Source organism: Nocardioides sp. YJ-D4, from assembly GCF_054031495.1.
Map to the genome: position 1 here is coordinate 5,095,169 of NZ_CM132932.1, position 25,803 is coordinate 5,120,971.

The window sequence follows — 25,803 nt, forward strand, 5'->3', positions numbered from 1 at the left end:
TGGACGCCAGATGACAGTGACCGGAGCAGTCCCGGCGGGAGCAGACCTGCCGCGCCTCGCCCGTGATCTCGTACGTGTCCACGACGCCGTCCTGTCCGGCACCCGTCCGCCGAGCACACCCCGGATCCTGGTCGAGCGCTCCTGGCGCCGCGTGATGAGCATGGGCCTGGAGCCCGGGAGCAGCAACGGCAGGCGTACGCCCTCGGCAGCCGAGTGCGCAGCGAGGAGAGCGCGCTCGCCGCTGGCGATGGTGATCGACGACCTGAAGGCGGTGCTGACCTCGGCCGCGGATGCGGCGACGTACCTGATGGTGGTCACCGACGCCGAGGGCGTGGTGCTGTGGCGGGCGGGCTCGGCCCGGGTCCTCAAGATCGCCGACCAGCTCGGTTTCGTCGAGGGCGCGCTGTGGACCGAGCGCGCGGTCGGCACCAACGCGATCGGCACCGCGCTGGCCGAGGCGGCACCGGTCGAGCTCTTCTCCGCGGAGCACTTCGAGCAGGCCCAGCATCCCTGGTACTGCACGGCGGCCCCGATCCACGATCCCCGCACCGGAGCCCTGCTCGGTGTCGTCGACGTCAGCGGCCCCGCGCTGACCCTGCACCCGGCGATCGGCGCCCTGGTCGAGAGCGCGGTGCGCCTGGCCGAGATGAGCCTGTGGCGCCGCCACCAGGAGTGGCTCGAGCGGCTGCGCCGCGAGACGGACCACGTCGTCTCCGGCGTCGAGGGTCCGCTGCTGGTCGTCGACGACGACGGCTGGGTCGCCCACCACGCGGGGATGGCCGCTCGCGACCGGATCGCGGCGCCCCGGCAGGACAAGATGCTGACCGTCCCGGGGCTGGGGCTGTGCCTGCCCGAGCGGGTCGGTGAGCGCGGCTGGCTGGTCCGGCCGACCTCCTCCGGCTCCTCCGGCACCCTGACGGCCCGGCTCGACCCCGACGGGACCCTCGAGGTCGTCTCGGAGTCGGGTCGGTGGCGCACCACCCTGACCCGGCGCCATGTCGAGATCCTCACCCTCGTCGACCGGGCCGGCCCCGCCGGGCTCACCGCCCGGGGGCTCAGCGAGGCCGTCTTCGGCGACGCCGAGCACATAGTCACCGTCCGCGCCGAGGTCTCCCGGCTGCGCCGCTCGATCGGTGCCCTGGTCGCGACCAACCCCTACCGGCTGGCCGATGGAGTGACGCTCACCCGGGGATGACCCTGAGCCGACCCTTGCCGATCCACCCCCGGTCGTACGCCGGGATCAGCCTCCAGCCCGATGCGGGCTGACGCGTCGCGACGAGAGGCTCGGTGGCATGACACAGACCTCTGTTCCCACGATGACGGCCGCCGCCCGAGCGGTGGGCCTGACCAAGACCTACGGCAAGGGTGCGACCGAGGTGCACGCCCTGCGCGGGGTCGACCTGGAGATCCGCAGCGGCGCCTTCACCGCGATCATGGGCCCGAGCGGCTCGGGCAAGTCGACGCTGATGCACTGCCTGGCCGGCCTCGACCGCCCCACCGGTGGTGAGGTGACGGTAGCGGGCCAGACCCTGCAGAACCTCAACGACGACCAGCTGACCATCTTCCGGCGGGAGAACATCGGCTTCGTCTTCCAGGCGTTCAACCTGCTGCCGATGCTCACCGCCGGGCAGAACATCCAGCTGCCGCTGGAGCTGGCCGGCAAGCGGGTGACCGACGAGACCCGCGCCCGGGCGCAGATGATCGCCGACACCCTCGGCATCGGCCAGCGCCTGGGCCACAAGCCCTCCGAGCTCTCCGGCGGCCAGCAGCAGCGCGTGGCCATCGCCCGTGCGCTGGTCACCCAGCCCGCGATCCTCTTCGCCGACGAGCCCACCGGAAACCTCGACTCGGAGACCTCGGCCGAGGTGCTCGACCATCTGCGCCGCAGCGTCCGCGAGCTGGGTCAGACCGTGGTCATGGTGACCCACGAGGCCTCCGCCGCGGCGTACGCCGACGAGATCGTCACCGTGAAGGACGGCCACATCGAAGGGGTGACGCGCTGATGCGGACGGTGCTGTTCGCATCCCTGCGGACATACGCACGCCGGTACGCCGCGGCAGTCGTGGCGGTCGTCGCCGCGGTAGCGCTGATCGTGGTGACCAACGCCCTCACCTCGGCGACGAAGTCGGGCCTGTTCGCGGGCATCGACGCGCCGTTCCGCAACGCGGTCGGAGCGGTCGACCTCCCGTCCGAGGAGATCACCCAGAAGTACGTCGAGAAGGGCGGCTGGGCGCTGGCCGCCTCCACGCAGCCGGTCCGCACCGACGAGACCATGCTCGGCCAGGACATCATGGTCGGCGCGGTCTCCACCGAGAAGCGCTGGCAGTGGCAGGACCTCGAGGAGGGCCGGTTCCCGACCCGCCCCGGCGAGGCCGTGGTCGACGCCAACGCCGCCAAGACCAACAAGGTCGCCATCGGCGACACGCTGAAGGTCGGCAGCGGGAAGACCGCGATCGAGACGACCGTCGTCGGTCTGGTCGATGCCCCGTCGATGTGGTCCTCGCCGATCTACGTCACTTGGCCCGAGATGGAGGGCTGGGAGAACCAGTACGTCCAGGCCGTCATGACCGCGGGCACCGGTGCCGATGCTGACAAGTGGCTGAACACCGACGACTACCTCGTCGAGCTGCAGACCCAGCTCAACAAGGAGGTCAACATCGTGGCGTACATGATCCTGATCTTCGCCTTCATCGCGCTGTTCGTCTCCGTGCTGGTCATCACCAACACCTTCTCGATCCTGTTCGCCCAGCGGATGCGCGACTTCGCGCTGCTGCGGGCGATGGGCGCGACGAAGCGTCAGGTCCTGCGATCGGTACGCCGCGAGGCGCTCGCACTCGGGCTCCTCGCCTCGTTGCTCGGCCTGGTGGTCGGTGTCGTGCTCGGCTGGGGGATCGTCGCGCTGGTACGCCAGCTCGCCGAGACCGCGCCGCTGGGTGACGTCTCCTTCGAATGGCCGTGGCTCGTGGGCGCCTTCGTCCTCGGCGTGCTCACCACGCTCGTCGCCTCGTGGCTGCCGACGCGCCGGCTGATGCGGCTGAGCCCGCTGGCCGCGCTGCGGCCGCAGGAGGGCTTCGACGTACGCGGCGCCGGGCTGTTCAGGCTCGGCCTCGGTCTGGTCGTGGCGCTCGCCGGAATCGCGACGATCTTCGTGGCGGTGGGCTGGGACGACTCGCAGACCGGGATGCTGATCGTGCTGGTCGGCTGTGGGGTCACCTTCATCGGCGTGATGCTCCTCGGGCCCGCGCTCGTGCCGGGCCTGGTGCGGCTGGCCGGGTCCGCGCTGGCGCTGGTCGCCGGTTCCCCGGCGAAGCTCGCCGCGGCCAATGCCGGACGCAACCCGAAGCGCACCGCCGCCACCGCGGCGTCGCTGCTCGTCGGCGTCACCCTCACCACCGGCGTGCTGACCGGGATGGCGACCATCCGCGGCGCCACCCTGGACGAGATGGCGAAGCAGCACCCGATCGACATCGCGCTCCAGTCCGAGTCGAAGCCTCTGGAGGACTCGGTCCTCGGCGATGCGAAGTCGGTCCCGGGGGTCGCGGACGCGGTCGCCGTACCGGGAGCCATGGCATCGGTGAAGGCCGAAGGCAAGCCGGTGTCGCTGCCGGTCGTGGCTCCCCCGGCGGGTGACGTCCCGCTCAGGGACCTCACCGTGAGGCCCGGCACCATGGTGATCTCGCCGGTGGCCGCCTCGGCCTTCGTGAAGGACGAGTTCGAGGCTTCGGGGGAGAAGGTCACGCTGGCCGTCGGCGACCGGACCGCGACGGTGACCCTGGACGTACGCGAGATCGACGGTGCCCCGCAGATCTCCGCGGCCACGCTGCGAACCCTGGTCGATGACCCGCAGACGTACGCCGTCTGGGTCCGTGCCGACGCCGGTGCCGACCCGGAGGACCTGGCCGGTGCGCTGGGGGCGATCGCTCCGGACGCCGAGCTCACCAACGGCAAGAGCCAGCGCGCCTGGGTCGAGCTCCAGCTGGACGTGTTCACCTGGGCGGTGATCGGGCTGCTGGCGGTCTCGGTGCTGATCGCGCTGGCCGGTATCGCCAACACCCTGGGCCTCTCGGTGCTCGAGCGCGGACGTGAGCACGCGCTGCTGCGGGCGCTGGGCCTGACCCGGCGCCAGCTGCGGCGGACTCTGGCCGCCGAGGCGGTGCTGCTCTCGGCCGTGGCGGCTCTCGTCGGCACCGCGCTGGGCGTCTTCTTCGCCTGGGGCGGCAGCGAGATCCTGGTCGGCGACATGCTCCCCGACGCCACCTTCGAGCTGCCGGTGCTGCAGCTGGTGGCGGTCGTCGTGGCCGCAGGCCTGGCCGGCCTGGTCTCCTGCGTCGCGCCGTCCAAGCGGGCCACCAAGGTCAGCCCGGCGGAGGGACTCGCGCTGGACTGACCCTGGTTGGGCCGACTTCGGGCAACGCTGATCAGACCTCCGCGTGCTCCTTCTTCTCCTCCTCCGGAGAGGTGGAGCGCGCGGAGGCGATCAGGCTGGTGGTGACGGTGACGGCGAGGATGCCGACGATGATCACCAGCGAGAGCCAGGTCGGGACGACGGGGACGCTGTCCCAGATGCCGTGGGCCCAGTGCAGGCCGAGCTTGACGCCGATGAAGGCGAGGATCGCGGCCAGACCGTAGGAGAGGTGGACCAGCTTGGACAGGGCACCCTCGAGCACGAAGTAGAGGGCCCGCAGGCCGAGCAGGGCGAACGCGTTGGTGGCGAAGACCAGGTAGGGGTCGCCGGTGATGCCGTAGACCGCCGGCACCGAGTCGACCGCGAAGACGATGTCGGTGGCGAAGATGGCGAGCACCACGATGGCCATCGGCTTGAGGCCGATCTTGCGGCCGATGCGTACGGCCAGCATCTCCTCGGGATCGACCTTCTGGTCATGACCACGGAGCGCCTCGGTGAAGATCTTCGCGGCGGTGATCAGCAGGATCACGCCGAAGATCAGGAAGACGATGTCCCACTGGGAGAGCGCCGCGGCGCCCAGCGCGATGAAGATGCCGCGCAGCACGAGCGCCCCGACGATGCCGAAGAGCAGCACCTTCTGCTGCAGGTGCCGTGGCACCGCGAACGCGGCGAGCAGCAGCATGAACACGAACAGGTTGTCGACGCTGAGCGACTTCTCGACGATGTAGCCGGTGTAGTACTCGAAGCCGGTCTGGCTTCCGTGGGCGTTCCAGACCCAGACGCCGAAGGCGAGCGGGAGCGCGATGTAGAAGGCCGACCAGCCGATGGCCTCCTTCATGGAGACGTCGTGGGGCTTGCGGGTCAGGACGAAGTCAAGGGCGATCAGCACCACGACGGCGGCGATGGTCACGGCCCACAGAGTGGGCGTGGCGATGGTATCGAGCATGCGGGTTCCTCAGGCGTGTCGATGAACGTCTGAGGTCTCCCTCACCCCGAGATCGAGGTGTCATTCCGGGACGGTGTCGGCACCGACGTACTGACCGGAATGAGCTTGGTGAGGTACTCCCCTCGAGGGAAAGCGTATCGGTAACGTTGAAGGGGTTGGCAATCGGCCGCCAGAGGAGTCGGCCAGGCGAGAGGATGTCAGGATGACGACGGAGTCACAGCTTTCCCTGGTCGATGATCTCGCCGCCGGCGTCTCCGAGGTGGTGACCGACGAGATCTCGCTGCTGGCGGCCTCGACCGACCGGTCCGGATCGGTCGCCGCCGGCCTGCCGCTGGCGGTGGTGAGGGCTCACAGCATCGCGGACGTCCAGGCGGCGATGCGGGTCGCCTCGGCGCACCGGGTGCCGGTCGTCCCGCGAGGTGCGGGCACCGGGCTGGCCGGGGGAGCGGTGGCCGGCACCGGCCACCTCGTCGTCGACCTGTCCGCGATGGACCGGATCCTCGAGCTCGACCCGGTCGACGAGATCGCGGTCGTCGAGCCCGGCGTGCTCAACGCACGGCTGGACGCGGCGGCGGCCGAGGTGGGGCTGAGGTACGCACCCGACCCGGCCTCCGCGGCGATCTGCTCGATCGGCGGCAACGTCGCCACCAACGCCGGCGGGCTGCGCTGCGTGAAGTACGGGGTCACCCGGGAGGCGGTCCTCGGCCTCGACATCGTGCTCGCCGACGGCACCCTGATCCACACCGGCCGCCGCACCATGAAGGGCGTCGCTGGCCTTGACCTCACCGCGCTCTTCGTCGGCTCCGAGGGCACGCTCGGCATCGTGGTCGGCGCGACCCTGCGCCTCAAGCCCCGGCCGGTGCTCACGCTGACCGCGTCGGCGGCGTACGCCTCGGTGGCCGCGGCCGCCCGCGCCTGCGCCGAGATCGCCGCCGCTCGGCGGCTGCCGTCGATGTTGGAGTTCCTCGACCGCAGCTGCCTCGAGGCGGTCGACCGGTTCGCCGGGACCTCCTATGCCGAGCGCGGGGACGCCCTGGTGATCGCCCAGGCCGACGGGCCGGCGGCGGCGACGGAGATCGAGGCCATCGCGGCGATCCTCGGCAAGGAGGCCACCTGGATCGAGCAGGGAGTCGACGAGGAGTCCTCCGACCGGCTGGTCGAGACGCGTCGCCAGGTCCTGCCCGCGATCGAGGCGGAGGGCTCCTGGTTCATCGAGGACATCTGCGTGCCCCGGTCCCGGCTCGCCGAGGCGGTCGACCGGATCTCCGAGATCGCCGAGCGGCACGGCGTACGCACCTACACGCTTGCCCATGCCGGCGACGGCAACCTCCACCCGGTCATCGGCTGGGACCCGTCGCCCGACGATGTCCCCGGGGTGATGCCGCCGGCCGAGACCGCCGCGGGCGACGAGATCTTCGCCCTCGCCATCGAGCTCGGAGGCACCACGACCGGCGAGCACGGCGTCGGCCGGCTCAAGCAGAAGTGGCTCGAGCCCGAGATCGGCGCCGACTCCATCGACCTGCAGCACCGGATCAAGGCGGCCCTGGACCCGCTCGGGATTCTCAATCCTGGTGTCGGGTTCTGACCACGGTCATGACACCCTTGCTCCGTGCGAGTCGGAATTGCTGCTGTCGTCCTGACCCTCGGCCTCGCGATCACCTTGATCGCCTGCGGCGGCGAACCGGAGGCGGCCGACCCGACCTCGACCCCGAGCGCAGCGACCGTCGTGACCGCCATCAAGGGCGCCGACGGCACCTCCGCGACCGCGGGCGGCTACACGATCGGTGACGTCAGCCTGCCCGCCGAGGCGGGCACACCGGGGAAGGTGAGCTTCACGATCACCAAGGAGGGCGACCCGGTCACCGACTACATCGAGGAGCAGACCAAGGACCTCCACCTCTACGTCGTCCGTGACGACCTGGAGGTCTTCCGGCACCTGCACCCGACCCAAGGTGAGCCTGGGGAGTGGTCCGGCGACCTGACGCTGCCCGCGGGCGGCACCTACCGGGTGGTCGTGGAGTTCGCGGCCCGGACCCCTGACGGCAAGGGGGAGCAGGCGATGCTCGGCACGACGGCGAAGGTCGCAGGAGCCTCCGAGGTGGACGTACCCGGCTCCGACGACGGCACCGTGATCGCTGCGCTGGAGGAGACCCCGAAGCCCGGGATCGACCAGGAGATCGGCGTCCTGATCTCCGACCCGGCCGGCAAGCCGGTCAACCTCGGCACCTACCTCGGGGTCTACGCGCACGTGACCGCGTTCAGCCGCGAGACGGGCGAGGTGATCCACCTGCACCCCCTCGGCGGCCCCGAGAACGGCGAGGACGGCACCCGCCTCGGCATCCACGTGAAGCCGCCGAAGGCGGGTGACTACGTCTTCTTCGTGCAGGTACGTGTCGACGGGATGATCCACACGCTCCGGCTCCCGGTCACGGTCTGACCGTCACTGTCTGACGGAGAACTTCACCAGTCCCAGCGGGCTCTCGAACTCGCCCAGGCGCAACCCGACGGTCGCCTCCCAGACGCCGCCCTTGGGCAGTACGACCTCCGCCTCCCAGGTGCCGGCAGCGACCGTCTTCAGGGTCAGACTGCCCAGGTCGACATCGCCTGACCTCAGCTTGGCGGTCGGGACCGCCGCCGCCTCGACGGGCTCGCCGGCCGCGTCCTGGATCTGCAGCCGGAGCACGTTCGGACCCGGACCTGACGGGGTCAGCGTGGCGTAGACGCGGTGGTCGTCGCCCAGCTCCGCGGCCTGGGTGTTGGTCTGCGCGACCGCAGCCGTGCTCCCGGTGGACCCGGCCCCCGCCTGCGGCGGCTGGTCGACCAGGAAGCCGGTGACGCCGAGGACGACGACGAGCACGCCGGCCTCCATCAGCACGGCCCGGCGCAGCATCGAGCCGGCCTCGACGGTGTCGTCGTGGCCGGCCGCCTGTCGGACGCGAGGGAGGACCAGCAGCCGGTTGCCCGCCGCCATCACCGCCACCGCGACGACCAGGGCGATCTTGGTCATCAGCAGGGTGCCGTACGTGCTGTTGAGCAGGTTGTCCCACGAGCCGAGGATCCGCCAGCCCATCAGCACGCCCGAGACCGCCAGGGCGGTCAGGGACGCTGCGGCGAGGGTGGAGAAGCGGGTGACGATCTCGGCCGCGACCGTGCCGCGCCGGGTGATCAGCGGCAGGGTCAGCGCGAGACCGACGAGGCCGCCGAGCCAGAGCGCCCCGGCGACGAGGTGGATGACGTCGGTGGCGGTGACCAGCCAGGCGGGTACGACCGCCCGGGAGTGGCCCACCAGCGCCGGGGAGCAGATCGCGACCAGCCCCGCGACCGCGGCGAGGCGGGGGCGTTCGCGCAGCGCGAGCGCTGCCGCGATGCCCACGATCCCCACCAGCGCGCTGAGCCACTCCTTGCCGACCGAGGCCGGCGACCAGGCGTCGAAGGTGAGGATCGCCCCGGGTCCGCTCTCGCTCTGCAGCGCACCGCTGGCCGGGGCCAGCGCGACCAGAGCGACCACGGCGACCATGCCGGCCAGGATCTGCACACGCTGGACCCGGGCGATGGCACGGTCGGGGACGCGGTGCTCACCGACGATCACCCCGCGGAACCAGACCAGGCCCACGACCAGCAGCAGCGCGGCGTACTGGAGGAACTGGAGCACCCCGTGGATCACCGCCGTCGCTCTGGACGGCTCCGTGGACGGAGGCGGGGCGACGCTGAGGCTCGGGGCGCCGACGGCGAAGGTCAGCGAGCCCGAGATCGGGTGACCGTCGGCCGACACCGCTCGCCAGGCGACGACGTAGGTGCCGTCGCCGAGGCTGCTCGCCTCCGCGAGCGCGACCTGCATCTCGCTGCCGCTCGCGGTCGCTTCGGAGGTGACCTCCTCGCCCTTGGCGTCGTAGACGGTCACGCCCGCCGGAGGCAGCGTCACCGCCTCGTCGAAGGTGAAGGTGATCGTCTCCGGAGCCTGGTCCAGGACCGCCCCCTCCTCGGGGTCGGTGCCGATCAGCGTCGCGTGCGCCTGGGCGGGGGAGGTGCTGAGCAGGACGGCGTACGCAGCGGCGGCGAGCACCACCAGCAGCCGCCCCAGGGCGCGCCGGCCCGGGCCTCGGTGGTCGAGGCCGGGCCGGCGCGTCAGGGGAGCACTCACGCCTTACGACGCCCCAGCGCGAGGGCGGTCGTGCCCGCGATCAGGCCGAGGATGCCGGCGCCGGCACCGATGGCACCCCACACGTTGTTGTTGTCGCCCTCCTCGATCTCCGCGGCGGCAGGCTCGGCCTTCTCGGCCGACTCCTCGGCGTCGTGGCCGTGGCCGTCCTCGGACTCGGCGGCGGTGACCTCGAAGGAGGGCGCGGGGTTCTCCGGCTCCTCGGTGGCGCCCTCGGGAGCCTCCTCGACCCAGGCGGTCTCGCCCTTCACGCAGGTCTGGATGACCGGGAAGGCGAGCGTGCCCTCCTCCTCGGGCAGCTGCAGGGAGACCTCGAAGGCGTCGCGCTGACCGTCGGGCAACGGTGTCTTGGCGGTGTAGACGACGGTGGCGTCGCGCTCGGTGAGCTTGTTGCCGTGGGCGTCCTCGATCGGCTCGGCGAGCTTCTCGGAGACGACCTTGACGTCGTAGAACGGCTGCCGCGTGGGCGTCACGTCGTTGATCCCGTCGGGGACCTGGATCGTGATCTGCTTGGTCGGCGAGCCTTCGCAGCCGTGGCCGTTGCTGAAGGTCAGCACGGTGTATGCGCCGGCCGCCGTCTCGGTGGGGGTCACCGTGACGTGCGCGGAGGCCGGAGCGGCGACGAGGAAGGTGACGGCCGCGGCAGCGGCAGCGGGCGCGCCGAGGCGCGCGAGGGTACGTCGAGACATGGTTGTTGCTTTCTGTGGAGTGTCTGCTGTTGGGCGATGCCCAGTTGTCGGGGTCGGGTCCTCAGACGAGGACCGGCGGACCCCGGCCGGCAGCGACGTACGTCCACAGCCCGGTGCGCGGCACGACCTCCTGTGCCTGCACAGGCAGGCGGAACGGGATCGGGTTCGGGGGCGTGGTGAGCGCCCGGGAGATGACCTGCCAGGCCCGGCGGTGCAGCAGCCACACGACCACCGTGAGCACCGCCGCCGCGGTGTGCGCGACCAGCATCGAGGTGTCGCCCGAGCCGCTGTCGTGCATGTGGGCGGCCGGAGTCGCGTACGCCTCGAAGGCCTCGTGCATCCCCAGCTGGGCCGCGCCGGCCAGCACTGCCCCCAGGACGATCCCGACTCGGCGCTGCAGCACCACGATCCCGGCGCCGAAGGCGGCGAACCCGGTCGCCACCAGCCACAACGCGTCCGGCAGCTCCCCGCCGCCGGCCAGGTGGGCCAGGCTGGACCCGGTGGTGATCTCCACCGCCGCGAGCAGCGCCAGCCACACGCTCCCGCGTATCGGCCGCACCACCCTCAGATCCACGCCGGACATTGTCGCAGACCCGCCGAGCCGTCACACACGTCGGCCGAGACGTCACGTACGTCGGCCGAGAAGTCACCCCAACCCGCCGAGTCGGCGCGTCCTGACACGAAATCACGCCGAGTCGGCTCGTCAGGACGAGCCGACTCGGCGTCGGGTGTGGTCAGGATGCGCCGACTCGGCGATCAGCGGAGGATCGGCGGCTCGGTCTTCTCCTCGACCTCACCGAGCGTGACGCCCGGGGCGAGCTCGACGAGACGCAGGCCCTCGGGAGTGATGTCGAGGACGCAGAGGTCGGTGATGATGCGCTGCACGACGCCCAGCCCGGTGTAGGGCAGCGAGCACTCGTTGACGATCTTGTAGGAGCCGTCGCGGGCGACGTGCTCCATGAGTACGACGACCTTCTTGGCGCCGTGCACGAGGTCCATCGCGCCGCCCATGCCCTTGACCATCTTGCCGGGGATCATCCAGTTCGCCAGGTCACCGGCCGCGGAGACCTGCATCGCGCCGAGGATGGCGGCGTCGATCTTGCCGGAGCGGATCATCCCGAAGCTGGTGGCGGAGTCGAAGAAGCTCGCCCCCTTGCGTACGGTGACCGTCTCCTTGCCTGCGTTGATCAGGTCCGGGTCGACGGCGTCCTCGGTGGGGTAGGCGCCGGTGCCGAGGATGCCGTTCTCGCTCTGCAGCACCAGCTCGACGTCGTCGGGGACGTAGTTGGGCACCAGCGTCGGCAGTCCGATGCCGAGGTTGACGTAGTCGCCGTCGGACAGCTCCGCGGCGGCGCGGGCGGCCATCTCTTCACGTGTCCATGCCATGTCAGCGGACCGTCCTCTTCTCGATGCGCTTGTCGGCGGCCTGTTCGGGGGTCAGGGGGACCACGCGGTGGACGTAGACCCCGGGGAGGTGGACGTCGTTCGGCGGGATCTCGCCGGGCTCGACGAGCTCCTCGACCTCCGCGATCGTGATCTGTCCGGCCATCGCGGCCAGCGGGTTGAAGTTGCGGGCGGAGTCCTTGAAGACGAGGTTGCCGTGACGGTCGCCCTTCCACGCGCGGACGATGCCGAAGTCGGCGACGATCGCCTCCTCCAGGACGAACTCCTTCTCACCATCAGGCGTCTCGAAGGTCATCACCGGCTTCTCGGGAGAGGTCTTGATGACGTTGCCGGCGTCGTCGTACTTCCACGGCAGCCCGCCCTGCGCCACCTGGGTGCCGACGCCGGTGCGGGTGTAGAACGCGGCGATGCCGGAGCCGCCGGCGCGCATCCGCTCGGCAAGCGTGCCCTGCGGGGTCAGCTCGACCTCGAGGTCGCCGGAGAGGTACTGCCGCGCGAACTCCTTGTTCTCGCCGACGTACGAGGCGACGACCCGCCGCAGGCGCCCGGCGCCGAGCAGCAGGCCCAGGCCCCAGTCGTCGACACCGGCGTTGTTGGAGACCACCTCGAGGTCGGTGACGCCGGCCTCGAGCAGAGCATTGATGAGCACCGACGGGATGCCGCACAGCCCGAAGCCGCCGACCGTGAGGGTCGCTCCGTTCGGGATGTCAGCGACCGCCTCGGCAGCTGAGGAGATGACCTTGTCCATGATGATCAGTCAAGGATGGGTCGGCCGTCCGGTCAATAGATGAGCGCGAGTTCACGCTCGATCTCTCGTTGAACGACCCCGCTGCCGCGGATGCGTCCACTGAGTGGACGTCGCCTATCGTACGTCCCATGGAACCCGGTCCCAGCGTCATCCGTCGCAGTGCGCACCTGCTGCGCCTGCTCGCCGCGCGCGAGCCGGAGGGCGCGACGACCACCCATCTGGCGACGACCGCCGCCATCCCGCGTCCGACCGCCCACCGGCTGCTCAGCGCGCTCCAGGAGGAGGGGCTGGTCGAGCGCGACAACGACACCGGCACCTGGCACCTGGGTCCGGAGTGCTTCCTGCTCGGTGCCGCCGCGACCACCCGCCACGACATCACCCCGGCGGCCCGTGCAGCCGTGCTGCGCATCGCCCGGGAGACGGGGGAGAGCGCCTTCTTCTCGATCCGGCGCGGTGACGAGACGGTCTGCGTCCTGCGCGAGGACGGCAGCTTCCCGATCCGCTCGCACGTGCTCCACGAAGGCATTCGGTTCCCGCTCGGCGTCGCCTCGGCCGGCCTGGCGATCCTCGCCTTCCTGCCGGAGTCGCGCCGCGAGGCCTACCTGGCCCGCACCGACCTCGTCGGCGCCTACGGCGAGCAGCACTCCGCCGACGCCCTGCGCGAGCGCGTCGCCGCGACCCGCGAGCTCGGCTACGCGGTCAACCCGGGCCTCATCGTGGTCGGCAGCTGGGGCCTCGGCGCCGCCGTCTTCGACGCCCACGGGCAGCCGTACGGAGCGCTCAGCATCACCGGCATCGAGGCCCGCCTGGCTCCGCCGCGGCAGGCCGAGCTCGGTCGCCTCCTCCTGGAGACCGCCCACACCCTGACCACGAAGCCGGGCCCGGGGCCCGACTCCGCCTGAGCGGCCGAACCCGTCGAGGACGCGGCTCTACGACTTCGCACGGCTGATCACCAGACCGTGGCCGCCTCGGGATTCCTTGTCGTCGTATCGACGATCGCCGGGCTGCACAGCGGCCGCATCGGCCGCGCCCGCCCGCTCCCGACCCTGGTGAATCGACGCCGCCACCGGATCGCCTGACGCTCGGGATCCCTCACCGCGACGCTTCTCGCTGACGTAGACCATCGTCACGCCGATGTAGACGACGATGTTGATGGCGACCGCCATGACGATGAACGAGACAAGGTAGAGGTGGGCAGACACCGGGGACTCCTTCAAGATCTATAATCGATACACCCAGTGTATCGTAAATCGACCAAGGTATATTCCCGCCATGGATCGGGAGACGACGACCCCCGCGCGAGGTCGCCCGCGCCAGGCCCGCACCGACTCGCTGATCACTCAAGCCGCGATCGACATCCTCCGCGAGGAAGGGCCTCAGGCAGTGAACGTGGCGTCGGTATCGACACGTTCCGGCGTCGCGCGCACCACGATCTACCGGCGCTACCGGGACCGTCGTGAGCTGTTGGCCGCCGCGCTGCGTCCCGTCACCGACAGAGGCGGAGCACCCGAGCATCTGGCCACCGCGAGACGCCTGGAATGGGTGCTTGCCAATGCCGAGGAGGTGCTCCAGCACACCATCGGACCCGGCGGTGTGGCCGCGGTGCTCACCGATGCTGACCCCGAGTTCAGTGCGGCACTTCGCAGCGCCCTGGCGAGCGGCCTCCGGCCCGTGCTCACTCAGATCGAGGAAGATCTCGACCGGGGCGCACTGACCACCGACCTCGAACCGGACCTGATACTGACGCTGGTGCTCGGGACGTACCTCGCCGAGACATTGCGTCACGGAGCGCCTGATCCGACGTGGCGGGCTCGGACGGCTGACGCCCTCGGTCAGTTGCTCGGCGCGACTGCAGCACAGTGACACTCCCCACCGGCGCGGCTCCGGCTACCTCCGGTCGTAGGCTCCGGTCATGATCCCGGCGAGCGCGGCGTCGGAGGCGAGCTGGGCGTCGCGGTCGTAGGTGGAGGTGAAGGCGAGGAGCTCGTCGGCTCCGGTGGCCTCGGCCAGCTGGTCGAGACGACGCCGGACGGTCTCGGCAGACCCCGCGGTCGTACGCGCCAGATGCGCCTCGACCCGTTCACGCACCTGGTTCGACCAGGCCTGGTCCCGGATCGCCGCGACCGGCTCGAGCGGACCGAACTCACCGGTCTGCCGCGACCTGGCCATCGCCCACGCCTCCGGCAGAGCGAGCTCGGCGGCCTCGGCGTCGGTGTCGGCGACGAGCACGTCGACGGAGACCGTCACCGACGGCTCAGCCGCCCGTGAGGAGGGCCGGAAGTCCGTGCGGTACGCCCCGAGGACCTCGTCCAGCCGCGGGCTGTACAGCACCGGACCGCCCACGACGACCGGCAGCCCGAGCTTCGCGGCGAGAGCGATGCCCTTCCCGGTCGCCAGCACGAACATCGGGATCTGGTGGGCGGCGGCCGGCCGGGCGGTGACGGCCGCGGTGCGGTCGAGATAGTCGCGGAGCTCCTCGATGTCCTCGGCGAACGTGTCCGGGTCGTCGAGATCCTGCCGCAGGGCGCGGCGTACGGGTGCGGTGAAGCCCAACGTACGTCCCAGGCCGAGGTCGATCCGGCCGGGATAGAGCGCGTCGAGCATGAGGAACTGCTCGGCGACGACCAGCGGCTGGTGGTGCGGCAGCATCACCCCGCCCGACCCGAGCCGGATCGTGGACGTGTGTGCGCCAAGCGCACCGAGGAGCACCGGCGGCGACCCCGACGCGATCCCCGGCACTGCGTGGTGCTCGGCGACCCAGAACCGGTGGTAGCCGAGCCGCTCGGCGGCCACCGCCCGTTCGATCGTGTGGGTCAGCGCAGCGCCCTCGGCGTACCCCACCCGCGTGCGGGACCGGTCCAGCATGGAGAGCTTCACGGCAGACATAACCACGCCGGCGCCTGGACGCTTCCCAACCGCGGGCGACGTTCAGGTCGGCGTCTCGCCGCTGAGCAACCACGCGGTCGTGTTGGGTGGCAGCTGATGGCCGTCGATCGGTGTGCTGGCGAAGAGGATGGTTCCTTCGGGCAGGGGCACTGGCTGCGATCCGAAGTTGGTGATGCAGTGCCAGCCCTCGGGTCGAACGAAATGGAGCACCTCAGCTCGGGGGTCGTTGTGCCATGCGAAGCCGCGACTTCGCAGCTTCGTCCGCAGTGCCAGCGCACGGCGGTACATCTCGAGCGTGGAATGTGGGTCGGCCTCCTCGGTGGTGACGGAGTAGTCGGCGAACCACTGGGGTTGGGGGAGATGCGGGGTCCCGCGCGAGAAACCGAACGCCGGCCGATCGCCGGTCCACGGGATCGGCACCCGGCAGCCGTCTCGACCCTTCCGTGCGCCACCGGATCTGCGGAACTCGGGGTCGTGGATGAGCTCTGCGGGGAGATCTCCGACCTCGTGCAGGCCGAGCTCTTCGCCTTGGTACAGGTAGACCGAACCGGGCAGCGCCAACGTGAGCAGGGTTGCGGCTCTGGCACGTCGAAGCCCGAGGTCACGATCGAGCGGTGGCTCGGTGCCGTTGCTGAGCAGCCATGCCGCTGCCGTCTCCCGTGGACTGTCTTCGGCCTCGGGCAGCCCGTAACGGGTGGCATGGCGTACGACATCGTGGTTGGACAGCACCCAGGTCGCAGAGGTCTCGGCGCTCTCGGTGATCTGTCGGTCGATGCGGGCGCGGAACTCCTCTGCGTCCCAGGCAGCCTCGAGGAGGTCGAAGTTGAAAGCTTGGTGGAGCCCGTCGGCGCCTACGTATCGGTGCCGGCGCTGTGGCGCCACACAGGCCTCGGCGACCGCCATGCGTGGCGGGTCGTAGGCATCGAAGACGTGGCGCCACTCAGCGTAGATGTCGTGGACCTCGTCACGGTCCCACAGCGGGTGGGCGCCGTCGGCGTCGGCCAGGTCGGGTAGTTGCGCCGTGGGCGTGAACGGCTCGGTCAGGTCTTTCGCCATTCCGTGAGCCACGTCGATACGGAAGCCGTCGACGCCACGGTCGGCCCAGAACCGCAGCGTGGCGAGAAAGTCGGCGCGCACCTCGGGGTTGTCCCAGTTCAGGTCGGGCTGCTCGGGCGCGAACATGTGCAGATACCACTGTCCGTCGGGAACCCGTGCCCAGGCGGACCCGCCGAAGATGGACTGCCAGTCCGACGGTGGGTTCGCTCCGTCCGGGCCGGAGCCGTCACGGAAGACGTAGCGGTCACGAGCCGGCGATCCCTTGGGTGCGGCGAGGGCCTCGGTGAACCAGGCATGCCGGTTGGAGGTGTGGTTGGGGACGATGTCGATGATCACCTTGATGCCGACGCGGTGGAGTGCGGTCACCATCTCGTCGAAGTCGTCCAGGGTGCCCAGTCGCGGATCCACGGAGCGGTAGTCGTCGACGTCATAGCCGCCGTCGGCCAGTGCCGAGGGGTAGAACGGGCTCAGCCACACCGCATCGATGCCGAGTAGAGCGAGGTAGGGGACGCGGGAGGTGACGCCGCGGAGGTCGCCCAGGCCGTCGTCGCCGGAGTCGGCGAAGCTTCGTGGATAGATCTGGTAAACGGCGGCATCGGCCCACCAGTCGGAGTTCATGGCAGCGGTCCTTGTCTGGTCGGGACTCGTGAGGTCGAGGTGAAGGGCGGTCATCCCTTGGTGGCTCCTTGGAGGAGGGCCTTGGTGAACTGACCCTGGAGCAGCAGGAACACCATGATCGTGGGCGCCATGAGGAGCAGCGCGCCCGCATTGAGCAGCACGATGTCGGTGCTGTATCTCGACTGGAACGCCTGCAGGGCGCCGGCCATCGTGCGTTTGTTGGGGTCGTTGACCAGGACGAGGGCGAGCAGGAAGGTGTTCCAGGTCGACAGAAACATCAGCAGAACCAAGGAGGTCACCGCCGGAGTGGCCAGTGGCAGGTGGACGTGTCGAAGTGCTTTCCAGGGTCCGGCACCGTCGAGCGAGGCCGCCTCGGTCAGCTCTGCGGGAGAGTTCACGAAGTGTGCTCGCATCCAGAACACGGCGAACGGCATGTTCAGGCCGATCAGCGGCAGGATGAGCCCGAGCTGACTGTCGAGCAGGCCGAGCTGGTTGACCTGTTGGTAGAGCGGCACGATCACGATCTCGTACGGGAGCGTGAGCGTGAGCAGCAGGAGGAGATAGAACGCCCGGCCCAGCGGGATCCTGAGGACGGTGATGGCGTAGGCCGCCATGGTCGCGATGAGTACGGAGACCGGCACCACACCGAGCACGATGAGAACGCTGGACTTCAGCAGCGTGGTGACGTTGGCGACGGTCCAGGCGTCGACGAAGTTGTGCCACTGTGGATCGGTCGGCCAGGACAGGCCGTCAGGGATCGTCCCCTGTGGTGCCAGCGCCGCTGACAGCATGCTGACCAGCGGGACTATGGAGTACAAGCCCGCGACGAGGATCAGGGCGATGCCGGGACCCCGGCGGCGCAATGAGCCCGCGCGAAGGATGGACGGTGAGATGGCGGCCACGGTCAGTCCTCTCGGAAGAGCCGTTGAAGCGGCAGGATGATGGCGACGATGAGCAGAGCCAGGACCACGGCGAGAGCGGATGCGTCGCCGAGCCGGCTCTCACTGAAGGCGAGGTCGTAGACCTTGATTCCTGGGACCATGGTGGCGCCGCCCGGCCCGCCGTGGGTGGCCAGGTAGACCACGTCGAAGCTGGCGAGCGCACTGATGATCGTCACCGTCGTGCACACGCCGATCTCGTGCTTGAGGCCGGGGACCGTGATGCTACGGAACCGGGCGATCGCTCCGGCGCCGTCCAGACGCGCCGCCTCGTAGAGCTCGGGCCCGATCTTGCCAACGCCCGACATCAGCAGCAGGGTGCAGAACCCGGTCGACAGCCAGGTGCCGATGAATCCGACAGCCACCAGCGCCCAGTCGAAGTCGCCCAGCCAGGCACGGGTGAATCCGCCGAGACCGATCAGACGCAGGACCTGGTTGACGACGCCGTTGTCGGCGTACATCCACGTCCAGGCCACTCCGGCCGCAGCCCCGGGGATGATCTGGGGGAGGAACAGCACGGTGCGCGCCAGCGCCCCGGTGAGCCGCCCCTGGATCGACTGCATCGTCGCGGCCGCCACCAGACCGAAGCACACGGGCAAGATGGTGAAGAACAGGATCAGGACGAGCGCATGGAGCAACGGTGCCAGCAGCTCGGGGTCGGTGAGGATCGCGACGTAGTTGTCCAGCCCGACCCAGGTGGATGGCCCGATGCCGTTCCAGTCGTAGAGGGAGTACCAGACCGACTGGATGATCGCGCGGAGGTTGAAGAACCCGTAGAAGGCCAGGGCGGGCAGCGCGAAGAGCCAGCCGCTCCAGCGCCTCGCCGTCGAACGGCGCCGTCGACGGGGGAGGGCTCGCCGGCCCAGCTCGGTGATCCTCGGCGGTGTGGAGGGAGCGGAGGTGGTGACGTCGGTCATGATCAGTCCCGCAGGCCGCTCTCGTAGGACCCCTGTAGGTGCTCGACCACGTCCTCGGGCTCGGCCTTGCCGCTGACCAACAGCTGCAACTGCGCCGGCAGATCCGTGTTCACCGCAGGGACGGAGTTCTGGATCCAGGTGAAGAATCCGTCGGAGGCGGCGACGGCGGCGTACCCGGCCTGGATCTGGCTCTCGACGTCGGCGTCCAGGGTCAACGTGGTCTTGGCGGTCGCGCTTGCCGCCGGATACCCGTTTTCGGTGGCGACCTCGGCGGCCTCCGGTGAGGTGAGGAAGTCCAGGAACAGGGCTGAGCTGTCCTTGTGGTCCGATCGCGCCGCGATGGAGAACGCCAACGTGTTGGCGGTCATGCTGATGGGCGGCCCCCCAGCCTCGACGGGCGGGATCGGAAACACGCCGTACTTGCCGTCGAAGGATGTCGGCAGCGACTGGGTCATCCAGGTGCCCTGGACCATGAACAAGCCCTCACCCGCGGCGAACCGGCCGTAGGACGCATCCTGGTTGATCGCGTTCGCGTCCGTGTTGAAGTATCCGGCGTCGGCCCACTTCTGCAGGCGGGCAGTGGCCTCGGTAGCCTCCGCGGTCTCGAGAGAGGCACCGGGCTTGCGCCATGCCACGTCCAGTACGGACTGCGCCCCCATGTAGTCGCCCAACAGCAGGTTGTACAGATGCCCGATGAGGCCGTCGGCGTTGGACGCGACGATGGGCGTGATCCCCATCGACTTGGCCTTCGCCATCACCGCCTCCCACTCATCGAGGGTCCGCGGGACGTCCGTCATCCCCACCTTCATGGCCAGGTCCCGGTTGTAGAACACCCCAGCCAGCGGGCCGGCTGCACCACCACCGACGTAGAGGGAGCCGGTGCCGATCTCGCCGTCCTGGACCCGCCCGGCATCGAGGACGCTGGCCGGCACCTTCCGACTCCAGCCGTACGCATCGTCGTAGGCATCCAGATTGGTGACGAGTCCGTCACGGACGGCGCCGCTCAGGTCTCCGACGAGCGCGAGGTCGGGCGGACTGTCCGAGGCGAGCAGCCGCGGGAGCACGGTGTTGTAGTTGTTGTCGGCCTCGACCTGGAGCTCGACAGTGATGGCCGGATACTTCTTCATGAAGGCATCGGCCAGTGCCTGCTGGTAGTCCTTGAGCCCGGCCGCGGTGAAGAGCGTGATCGTCGCCTGCTGCGCACCGACGTCGGTCCGTACGCTCGTCGGACTCGCATCCGCAGCGGGCGCCTCGCCGCCGGGTCCGGCGCACGCCGACACCGACGCCATTGCGAGCATCGCTGCCGTCACCCCCAGGGCCCTAAGTGTGCGCATCAGCCTCATGTTCACTCCTGTTCAAACCGTACTGGAATCGTTTCCAGTCACAACTGTGATTCAGGTCACGCAGCCTTGTCAAGGCCCGGGATCTCAGTCCAGACAGGAGTGCACTAGCTGATGGAACCGTTCCCATCTGATCGCGTACCATGCTCGACATGGACGCTGAGCAACCACGCGAGCTGACCTTGGCCGACATCGCTCGGATGGCGGGGGTGGGGCTGGGGACCGCCTCGCGAGCGCTCAGTGGAATGCCGAATGTCTCTCCAGCGACGCGGAAGAAGGTGCTGGACGTCGCGAAGAAGCACGCCTATGTCGTTTCTCCCGACGCCTCGAGGCTCAAGAAGGGCTCGACGGGCCGAGTTGCGGTCGTGGCTCCGCACCTTTCACGCTGGTTCTTCGGTGCGATCCTCGAAGGCATCGAGTCGGTGCTGCGCGAGTCCCAGTTCGACCTACTGCTCTACCACGTCGGTAACCTGGAGGACCGCACTTCCTTCTTCGAGCGCCTGCCCGCCCGGCGGAAGGTCGATGCCGTCATCGTCGTCGGATTCCCCGTCGAGGAGGCCGAGCGGCGGAGCCTGGAGCTGATGCTCGGCGTCCAGGTCATCGCCGCTGGCGGCCAGCACGAGGTGTACCCCCACGTCTGCATCGACGACCTCAAGGCCGGCAGGCAGGCGATGGGCCACCTGCTCGGGCTGGGCCATGAGCGGATCGCGATGATCGAGGCGATAGACCCCGACCAGCCGCGCCAGCCCTCTGGGCGTAGTCGCGCCTACCACGTAGCTCTGAACGACTCAGGGATCAAGCCCGATCCGGCGCTCGTGGTCACCACCGCCTGGGGCGGCGAGCAGGGCGCTGCGGCGATGGCCCAGCTGCTCTCGGTCCCCGAGCTCCCGACCGCCGTCTACGCTCACTCGGATGAAGTCGCGTTCGGTGCCATGCGCACCATCCGGGATGCCGGCCTGCGGATTCCCGAGGACATCTCCATCATCGGCATCGACGACCACCCACACGCCAGCCTCCTGCACCTGACCACCATCAAGCAGGACGCTCGCCTACAGGGCGTCCTCGCTGCCCAGATGCTCCTCGGCATCCTGCGCCACGAGGAGGACACTGCGGTGTCGGTCACGGTCGACACACAGCTGGTGATCCGTCGGACCACCGCAGCGCCGCGGCCGGCATGACCGCCGAGCCATGTGTCGGTGTGGCGAAGAACGCACCCGACAGGGGTGCGATGCGGGCCACACCTCCGCTGTCAGAGCCCCGGATCTGGCTACGCTGATGTCTTCGGTAAAAGGATGACAGGAGCGGCTGGGTAATGGATCAAGACGTGCTTCGGCACGCACCGCTTTTCAGCGAGCTGGACGACGAGTCGATGACGGCGATGCTCGCAATGATGAGTCAGACACGCCTTCGGCGCGGCGAGGTGCTGTTCCACGAGGGCGACGCCGCCGACCGGCTCTACGCGGTCGTGGACGGCAAGGTGAAACTGAGCCGAGCCGCGGCCAACGGGCAGGACAGCCTGCTGGCGATTCTGGGGCCGGGCCAGGTGTTCGGCGAGCTGTCGCTCTTCGACCCCGGCCGGCGCTCCTCCACGGTCACGGCCGTCACCGACCAGGTCGAGCTCGCCTCGCTGTCTCACGACGACCTGCTGCGCCTGCTCGACGGGCGCCCGAGCGTGACCCGTGGGCTGCTCGCCCTCCTGTCGGGCCGCCTGCGCCGGGCCAACGACGTGATCGGCGACCTGGTCTTCGCGGACGCGCCCCGCCGGGTGGCGAAGGCCCTGCTGGACCTCGCCGAGAGGTTCGGCGAGACCACCGACGAAGGTGTGCACGTACGCCACGACCTCACCCAGGAGGAGCTCGCGCAGCTCGTGGGCGCGGCTCGGGAGACGGTCAACAAGGCGCTCGCCGACTTCGCGGCCAAGGGCTGGGTCAGGCTGGAGTCGCGCTCGGTGGTCATCACCGACATGGAACGGATCGTCCGCCGAGCCGGGTGAGCTCTGCTCGTCGGGGTGAGACCATCGAGCATGGTCCTGCCGCTCGACGAGCTGCCTCTGCCCCCGGCCCGGCGGCCGGATCTCGACGAAGACTTCTCCGGCGGGCTGTCCGAGCAGTGGTGGATCCCGCACTATCTGCCGCACTGGACGACGCCGGAGCGGTCCGAGGCTCGCTACCGGCTCCTCCCGGGTGCGCTCGAGCTGCGGATCGAGGCCGACCAGCCCGACTGGCGACCCGAGGACGCACCGCTGCGGGTCTCGAACCTGCAGACCGGCGCGTACTCCGGTCCGGTCGGCTCCGCACGCGGAACGCATCGTCACCGGGAGGACGGGCTGGTGGTGCGGACCGAGACGCCGCAACGGCTCCTATTCGCTCCCGCTCGCGGTCGCATCGACGTGACCGTCGCCGCGACCCGGGACGAGGGCTGCATGCTCGCGGCATGGCTGGTCGGCACCGAGCATCTCTCCGGTGAGGACTCCGGGGAGATCTGCCTCTTCGAGATCGATGCGGACGCGATCGGCGCGACCACGGTCGCCCGTTCCGGGGTCAAGGCGCACCACGACCCACGCCTGACCACCGACATGGCAGAGATCACCGTCCCGTTGGACGCGACCCGGCCCCACACCTGGACGGCGATCTGGGACGGGCAGAAGACCGTCATTGGCTGCGAAGGCCGCGTCGTACGTCGTCTTCCCCAGGCTCCGACCTACCCGCTGTTCCTGATGATCGACCTCTTCGAGATCGGGCCGCCCACCGGATCCCACCCGAAGACGGCGACCGTCCATCGGGTCCGGGGATGGACCTCGGTCTCAGAGACTGACCCGGACCAGCTGGCGTAGCCGGCGAAGACCCTCGGTGCTCGGTCGTTCGGCCGGGGCGAGGGCATCGGCGAGGTCCATCCGGACTGAGTCGGTCTCGAGCTCGAGGCCGATCGCCACGAGCTCGCTCGTCGCGTCCTGTGTCCGCCTGGCTGCGGCGACGTGGGCGCTGCGTCCGACCAGGTTCACGTGGTAGCTGCGCGGCCCCTGGCCGGTCGCGACGGCGACGGTCCCCTTGACCCGGTACGCCGTCGCCGGTGGCTCCTCGAGCAGGTCGACCAGTCGACCCGGCTCGATGGTGCCCGGCGTCGTCACGGTGACCGCCCGGGCATGCTGATGTGCCTCGTGGGAAGCGGCCGCCTCGCGCAGCAGCGCGGCGATCGGCAGCTCGTCGGGCGGGTCCTCGGGCACGGCGGCGTCGTAGACGAGTCGCGGGTCGATGCGGCCACCCACGGCGTACGCGATGTGGACCTCGGGGTTGTGCTCGCGCACGCGTCGCTCGATGCGCGCCAGGACCTCGTCCCGCTCGGCAGCCGGAACCAGGTCGGTCTTGTTGATCACGACCAGCGAGGCGGCCGCGAACCGGACCGGCGCCGGGCCCCGGCCGTCGTCGAGGGTGTCGAAGTACGCCGAGGCGTCGACGACCTCGATGAGCCCACCGCGGCGTACCCGCTCGACACCGCTGAACCGGACCAGCTTGGCCAGCGTGCCGGGCTCGGCGATCCCGCTGGCCTCGACGATGACGACGTCGAGCGCGAGCCGCGGGTGGGTCAGCTTCTCGAGGGCGTCGTCGAGGCCGCCGGCGTCGGGCAGGCAGCACAGGCAGCCGCCGGCGATCGAGGCCGGCTCGTCGATCTGGCCGGTGACCAGCCCGGCGTCGATGTTGATGTCGCCGAAGTCGTTGACGACCACGCCCACCCGAGCGCCGGGCTGGCGCAGCAGATGGTTGAGCAGCGTCGTCTTACCCGATCCGAGATGGCCGGTGAGGATGACCACGGGAACCCGGCTGCTGGTGCTGGTCAGTGGCATCGGGCCATCGTAGGTCGTCATCTTGACGGCTGAGATGGCCACACCTAGGTTTGCCGCACAACTTCACATCCGCCACTTGAACCGCAGCGGGAGAGTCCTTGCCCATCCGGGGTGAGGCGCCGAAGGAGCAAACCTCCCCAGAATCTCTCAGGCCCCATGACCGCTGTGGTGAGGCGACCTCTGGAAAGACAGGATCCGCTGGATCCTGCACCCACGGTGCAAATCGCCCTTCGGGCGGTGAAGCTCTCAGGTAGCGATGACAGAGCGGGGAGGTCACCCGTCCACGGGTGCCGCTGTCGGCACCCACCACCAGGGAGCCTCCCGCACACATGACCTCACCCGTCCCTACCCCTCTGCACGCGATCCACCAGGCGCTCGGCGCCTCGTTCACCGACTTCGCCGGCTGGAGCATGCCGGTCCGCTACGGCTCGGAGACCGCCGAGCACCATGCCGTACGCACCACCGCGGGCCTCTTCGACCTGTCCCACATGGGCGAGATCGAGGTGACCGGCCCCGAGGCCGGACGCGCCCTCGACCACGCCCTGGTCGGCAGGCCCTCGGCGATCGGCATCGGCCGCGCCCGCTACTCGATGATCTGCGCCGAGGACGGCGGCATCATTGACGACCTGGTCGTCTACCGGCTCGAGCAGGAGCGCTACCTGGTCGTCGCCAACGCGAGCAACGTCGGTGTCGTCGCTCCGGCGCTGGTCGAGCGTTCCCAGGGGTTCGGTGCCGCGGTCCACGACGCCTCCGCGGAGTGGGCGCTGATCGCGGTCCAGGGCCCCGCCTCGGCGGCGATCCTGGCCGCTGTGACCGACCTGGACGTCTCCTCCCTGAAGTACTACGCCATCGACGCCGGCACGGTCGCCGGGGTCGAGGCCCTGCTCGCCCGCACCGGCTACACCGGTGAGGACGGCTTCGAGATCTACTGCGCGCCCTCGTCGGCCGCTGCCGTCTGGGAGGCGCTCACCGAGGCAGGTACGCCGCACGGCCTGCAGCCCGCCGGGCTCGCCTGCCGCGACACTCTCCGGCTCGAGGCCGGCATGCCGCTCTACGGGCACGAGCTGAACCGCGAGACGACCCCCTTCGAGGCCGGTCTCGGCCGGGTCGTCGTCTTCGACAAGCCCGACGGCTTCGTCGGCGACGCCGCCCTGGCCGTACGCCGCGACGAGGGCCCGCGCAGCGTGCTCGTCGGCCTGGTGGCTGCCGGTCGCCGCTCTCCGCGGGCGGGCTACGCCGTCGTGGACCCGGCCACCGGCGACGAGATCGGCGTGGTCACCAGCGGCTCCCCGTCGCCGACTCTCGGACGTCCCATCGCGATGGCGTACGTCAGGCCTGATCTCGCCGCGGCCGGCACCAAGGTCCACGTCGACGTGCGCGGCAGCCGCGAGGACGCCGAGATCGTCGACCTTCCCTTCTACTCCAAGAAATGAGCCGAGAGATGAGCGCAGCCATGAGCAACCCGACCCACCTGTCCTACACCGCCGAGCACGAGTGGATCGAGACCCGCGGCGATGTCGCGCGCGTCGGCGTCACCGCCTTCGCCACCGAGGCGCTGGGAGACATCGTCTTCGTCGAGCTGCCCGAGGCGGGCAGCAAGATCACCGGGGGAGAGAGCTGCGGTGAGCTGGAGTCGACGAAGTCCGTCAGCGACCTCTTCGCGCCCGCCGACGGTGAGATCCTCGAGATCAACGCGGCCGTCGTCGCCGACCCCGCGCTGATCAACAGCGACCCGTTCGGCGCCGGCTGGCTCTTCGAGATGCGTGTCTCCGGCGCTCCCGACCTGCTCGACGCCGCGGCCTACGACGCTCTGATCGAGGAGTGAACCGTCGTGACCGCTGACCTCAGCGGCGCCC

The 25,803-nt window shown here is 69.9% G+C and carries 25 protein-coding genes and 2 riboswitches; of the genes, 12 read left to right on the top strand and 13 right to left on the bottom strand.

All coding sequences use genetic code 11. The features are described 5' to 3' along the window. Positions 1-10 precede the first annotated feature (10 nt). From ACW14X_RS24335 to ACW14X_RS24345, 3 genes are all read left to right on the top strand, one after another. The gene (locus ACW14X_RS24335; protein ID WP_457163613.1) at positions 11-1,195 is read left to right on the top strand and encodes a GAF domain-containing protein; all 1,185 of its coding nucleotides are present in this window, start codon (positions 11-13) and stop codon (positions 1,193-1,195) included. Positions 1,196-1,292: 97 nt separating this feature from the next. Beyond that, positions 1,293-2,003 carry an ABC transporter ATP-binding protein gene (locus ACW14X_RS24340; protein ID WP_457163614.1) on the top strand — a complete coding sequence of 237 codons (711 nt, stop codon included), beginning with the start codon at positions 1,293-1,295 and terminating at the stop codon, positions 2,001-2,003. Next, positions 2,003-4,387, top strand: a complete 2,385-nt coding sequence (locus ACW14X_RS24345; protein WP_457163615.1) for an FtsX-like permease family protein — start codon at positions 2,003-2,005, stop codon at positions 4,385-4,387. Before ACW14X_RS24340 ends, ACW14X_RS24345 begins: the two co-directional genes overlap by 1 nt. Before the next feature lie 31 nt (positions 4,388-4,418). On the opposite strand, the gene ACW14X_RS24350 is transcribed toward ACW14X_RS24345, so the two are convergent. After that, the gene (locus ACW14X_RS24350) at positions 4,419-5,351 is read right to left on the bottom strand and encodes a TerC family protein (protein WP_457163616.1); all 933 of its coding nucleotides are present in this window, start codon (positions 5,349-5,351) and stop codon (positions 4,419-4,421) included. Positions 5,352-5,553: 202 nt separating this feature from the next. Between ACW14X_RS24350 and ACW14X_RS24355 the strand changes: the two genes are divergently transcribed. Both ACW14X_RS24355 and ACW14X_RS24360 read left to right on the top strand, forming a co-directional pair. Beyond that, positions 5,554-6,936, top strand: coding sequence for an FAD-binding oxidoreductase (locus tag ACW14X_RS24355; RefSeq protein WP_350719961.1), 1,383 nt, complete (start codon positions 5,554-5,556; stop codon positions 6,934-6,936). Between the two features lie 24 nt (positions 6,937-6,960). Continuing rightward, positions 6,961-7,788 (top strand): hypothetical protein, encoded by an 828-nt coding sequence (locus ACW14X_RS24360; protein WP_350719963.1) that lies wholly within the window; start codon positions 6,961-6,963, stop codon positions 7,786-7,788. 3 nt (positions 7,789-7,791) lie between these two features. Here the strand turns inward: ACW14X_RS24360 and ACW14X_RS24365 are convergent, their stop codons facing one another. From ACW14X_RS24365 to ACW14X_RS24385, 5 genes are all read right to left on the bottom strand, one after another. Then, entirely contained in the window at positions 7,792-9,492 is a 1,701-nt protein-coding gene (locus ACW14X_RS24365; protein WP_457163617.1) for a copper resistance CopC/CopD family protein, read from the bottom strand. Then, on the bottom strand, positions 9,489-10,199 hold the full coding sequence (locus ACW14X_RS24370) for a YcnI family protein (RefSeq protein ID WP_160021990.1): 711 nt from the start codon (positions 10,197-10,199) through the stop codon (positions 9,489-9,491). Before ACW14X_RS24370 ends, ACW14X_RS24365 begins: the two co-directional genes overlap by 4 nt. Before the next feature lie 61 nt (positions 10,200-10,260). After that, on the bottom strand, positions 10,261-10,782 hold the full coding sequence (locus ACW14X_RS24375; RefSeq protein WP_160021992.1) for a cell division protein FtsQ: 522 nt from the start codon (positions 10,780-10,782) through the stop codon (positions 10,261-10,263). A gap of 173 nt (positions 10,783-10,955) precedes the next feature. Next, positions 10,956-11,585, bottom strand: coding sequence for a 3-oxoacid CoA-transferase subunit B (locus tag ACW14X_RS24380; RefSeq protein ID WP_160021993.1), 630 nt, complete (start codon positions 11,583-11,585; stop codon positions 10,956-10,958). A 1-nt stretch (position 11,586) separates the two neighbouring features. Further along, positions 11,587-12,351, bottom strand: a complete 765-nt coding sequence (locus tag ACW14X_RS24385) for a CoA transferase subunit A (protein ID WP_350719973.1) — start codon at positions 12,349-12,351, stop codon at positions 11,587-11,589. A 128-nt stretch (positions 12,352-12,479) separates the two neighbouring features. On the opposite strand from ACW14X_RS24385, the gene ACW14X_RS24390 reads away from it, so the two are divergent. Further along, positions 12,480-13,253 (top strand): IclR family transcriptional regulator, encoded by a 774-nt coding sequence (locus ACW14X_RS24390; RefSeq protein WP_160021997.1) that lies wholly within the window; start codon positions 12,480-12,482, stop codon positions 13,251-13,253. Positions 13,254-13,280: 27 nt separating this feature from the next. On the opposite strand, the gene ACW14X_RS24395 is transcribed toward ACW14X_RS24390, so the two are convergent. Beyond that, positions 13,281-13,553 (bottom strand): hypothetical protein, encoded by a 273-nt coding sequence (locus tag ACW14X_RS24395; RefSeq protein WP_457163618.1) that lies wholly within the window; start codon positions 13,551-13,553, stop codon positions 13,281-13,283. A 70-nt stretch (positions 13,554-13,623) separates the two neighbouring features. Between ACW14X_RS24395 and ACW14X_RS24400 the strand changes: the two genes are divergently transcribed. Further along, positions 13,624-14,214 (top strand): TetR/AcrR family transcriptional regulator, encoded by a 591-nt coding sequence (locus tag ACW14X_RS24400; RefSeq protein ID WP_160022001.1) that lies wholly within the window; start codon positions 13,624-13,626, stop codon positions 14,212-14,214. A 24-nt stretch (positions 14,215-14,238) separates the two neighbouring features. On the opposite strand, the gene ACW14X_RS24405 is transcribed toward ACW14X_RS24400, so the two are convergent. From ACW14X_RS24405 to ACW14X_RS24425, 5 genes are read right to left on the bottom strand one after another with little or no spacing between them, the layout of a single operon-like run. Further along, positions 14,239-15,237 (bottom strand): LLM class flavin-dependent oxidoreductase, encoded by a 999-nt coding sequence (locus ACW14X_RS24405; RefSeq protein WP_457163619.1) that lies wholly within the window; start codon positions 15,235-15,237, stop codon positions 14,239-14,241. 42 nt (positions 15,238-15,279) lie between these two features. Next, a complete protein-coding gene (locus ACW14X_RS24410) occupies positions 15,280-16,911 on the bottom strand; it encodes a glycoside hydrolase family 13 protein (protein WP_457163620.1) in 1,632 nt (543 codons plus the stop codon). Between the two features lie 50 nt (positions 16,912-16,961). Next, positions 16,962-17,813: a carbohydrate ABC transporter permease gene (locus ACW14X_RS24415; protein WP_457163621.1), complete on the bottom strand. Its 852-nt coding sequence runs from the start codon at positions 17,811-17,813 to the stop codon at positions 16,962-16,964. 2 nt (positions 17,814-17,815) lie between these two features. Further along, positions 17,816-18,766, bottom strand: coding sequence for a carbohydrate ABC transporter permease (locus tag ACW14X_RS24420; RefSeq protein WP_457163622.1), 951 nt, complete (start codon positions 18,764-18,766; stop codon positions 17,816-17,818). A gap of 2 nt (positions 18,767-18,768) precedes the next feature. Continuing rightward, positions 18,769-20,100, bottom strand: a complete 1,332-nt coding sequence (locus ACW14X_RS24425) for an ABC transporter substrate-binding protein (protein WP_457163623.1) — start codon at positions 20,098-20,100, stop codon at positions 18,769-18,771. 158 nt (positions 20,101-20,258) lie between these two features. On the opposite strand from ACW14X_RS24425, the gene ACW14X_RS24430 reads away from it, so the two are divergent. The 3 genes from ACW14X_RS24430 to ACW14X_RS24440 all read left to right on the top strand — a co-directional run bounded on the left by ACW14X_RS24430 (position 20,259) and on the right by ACW14X_RS24440 (position 22,939). Next, positions 20,259-21,284, top strand: coding sequence for a LacI family DNA-binding transcriptional regulator (locus tag ACW14X_RS24430; protein ID WP_457163624.1), 1,026 nt, complete (start codon positions 20,259-20,261; stop codon positions 21,282-21,284). A gap of 134 nt (positions 21,285-21,418) precedes the next feature. Next, complete coding sequence (locus tag ACW14X_RS24435) at positions 21,419-22,099, top strand: Crp/Fnr family transcriptional regulator (protein ID WP_350842492.1); 681 nt, start codon at positions 21,419-21,421, stop codon at positions 22,097-22,099. A 15-nt stretch (positions 22,100-22,114) separates the two neighbouring features. Further along, the gene (locus tag ACW14X_RS24440; protein ID WP_457163625.1) at positions 22,115-22,939 is read left to right on the top strand and encodes a hypothetical protein; all 825 of its coding nucleotides are present in this window, start codon (positions 22,115-22,117) and stop codon (positions 22,937-22,939) included. Here the strand turns inward: ACW14X_RS24440 and ACW14X_RS24445 are convergent. Then, the gene (locus ACW14X_RS24445; protein WP_457163626.1) at positions 22,910-23,947 is read right to left on the bottom strand and encodes a CobW family GTP-binding protein; all 1,038 of its coding nucleotides are present in this window, start codon (positions 23,945-23,947) and stop codon (positions 22,910-22,912) included. The genes ACW14X_RS24440 and ACW14X_RS24445 overlap by 30 nt on opposite strands. A 77-nt stretch (positions 23,948-24,024) precedes the next feature. Next, positions 24,025-24,120: riboswitch (glycine riboswitch) on the top strand. A gap of 1 nt (position 24,121) precedes the next feature. Beyond that, positions 24,122-24,220, top strand: a riboswitch (glycine riboswitch). A 56-nt stretch (positions 24,221-24,276) separates the two neighbouring features. Between ACW14X_RS24445 and gcvT the strand changes: the two genes are divergently transcribed. Both gcvT and gcvH read left to right on the top strand, forming a co-directional pair. Next, positions 24,277-25,380, top strand: coding sequence for a glycine cleavage system aminomethyltransferase GcvT (gcvT, locus tag ACW14X_RS24450; RefSeq protein WP_350842486.1), 1,104 nt, complete (start codon positions 24,277-24,279; stop codon positions 25,378-25,380). Between the two features lie 8 nt (positions 25,381-25,388). Beyond that, positions 25,389-25,772: a glycine cleavage system protein GcvH gene (gene gcvH / locus ACW14X_RS24455; RefSeq protein ID WP_457163627.1), complete on the top strand. Its 384-nt coding sequence runs from the start codon at positions 25,389-25,391 to the stop codon at positions 25,770-25,772. Positions 25,773-25,803 lie beyond the last annotated feature (31 nt).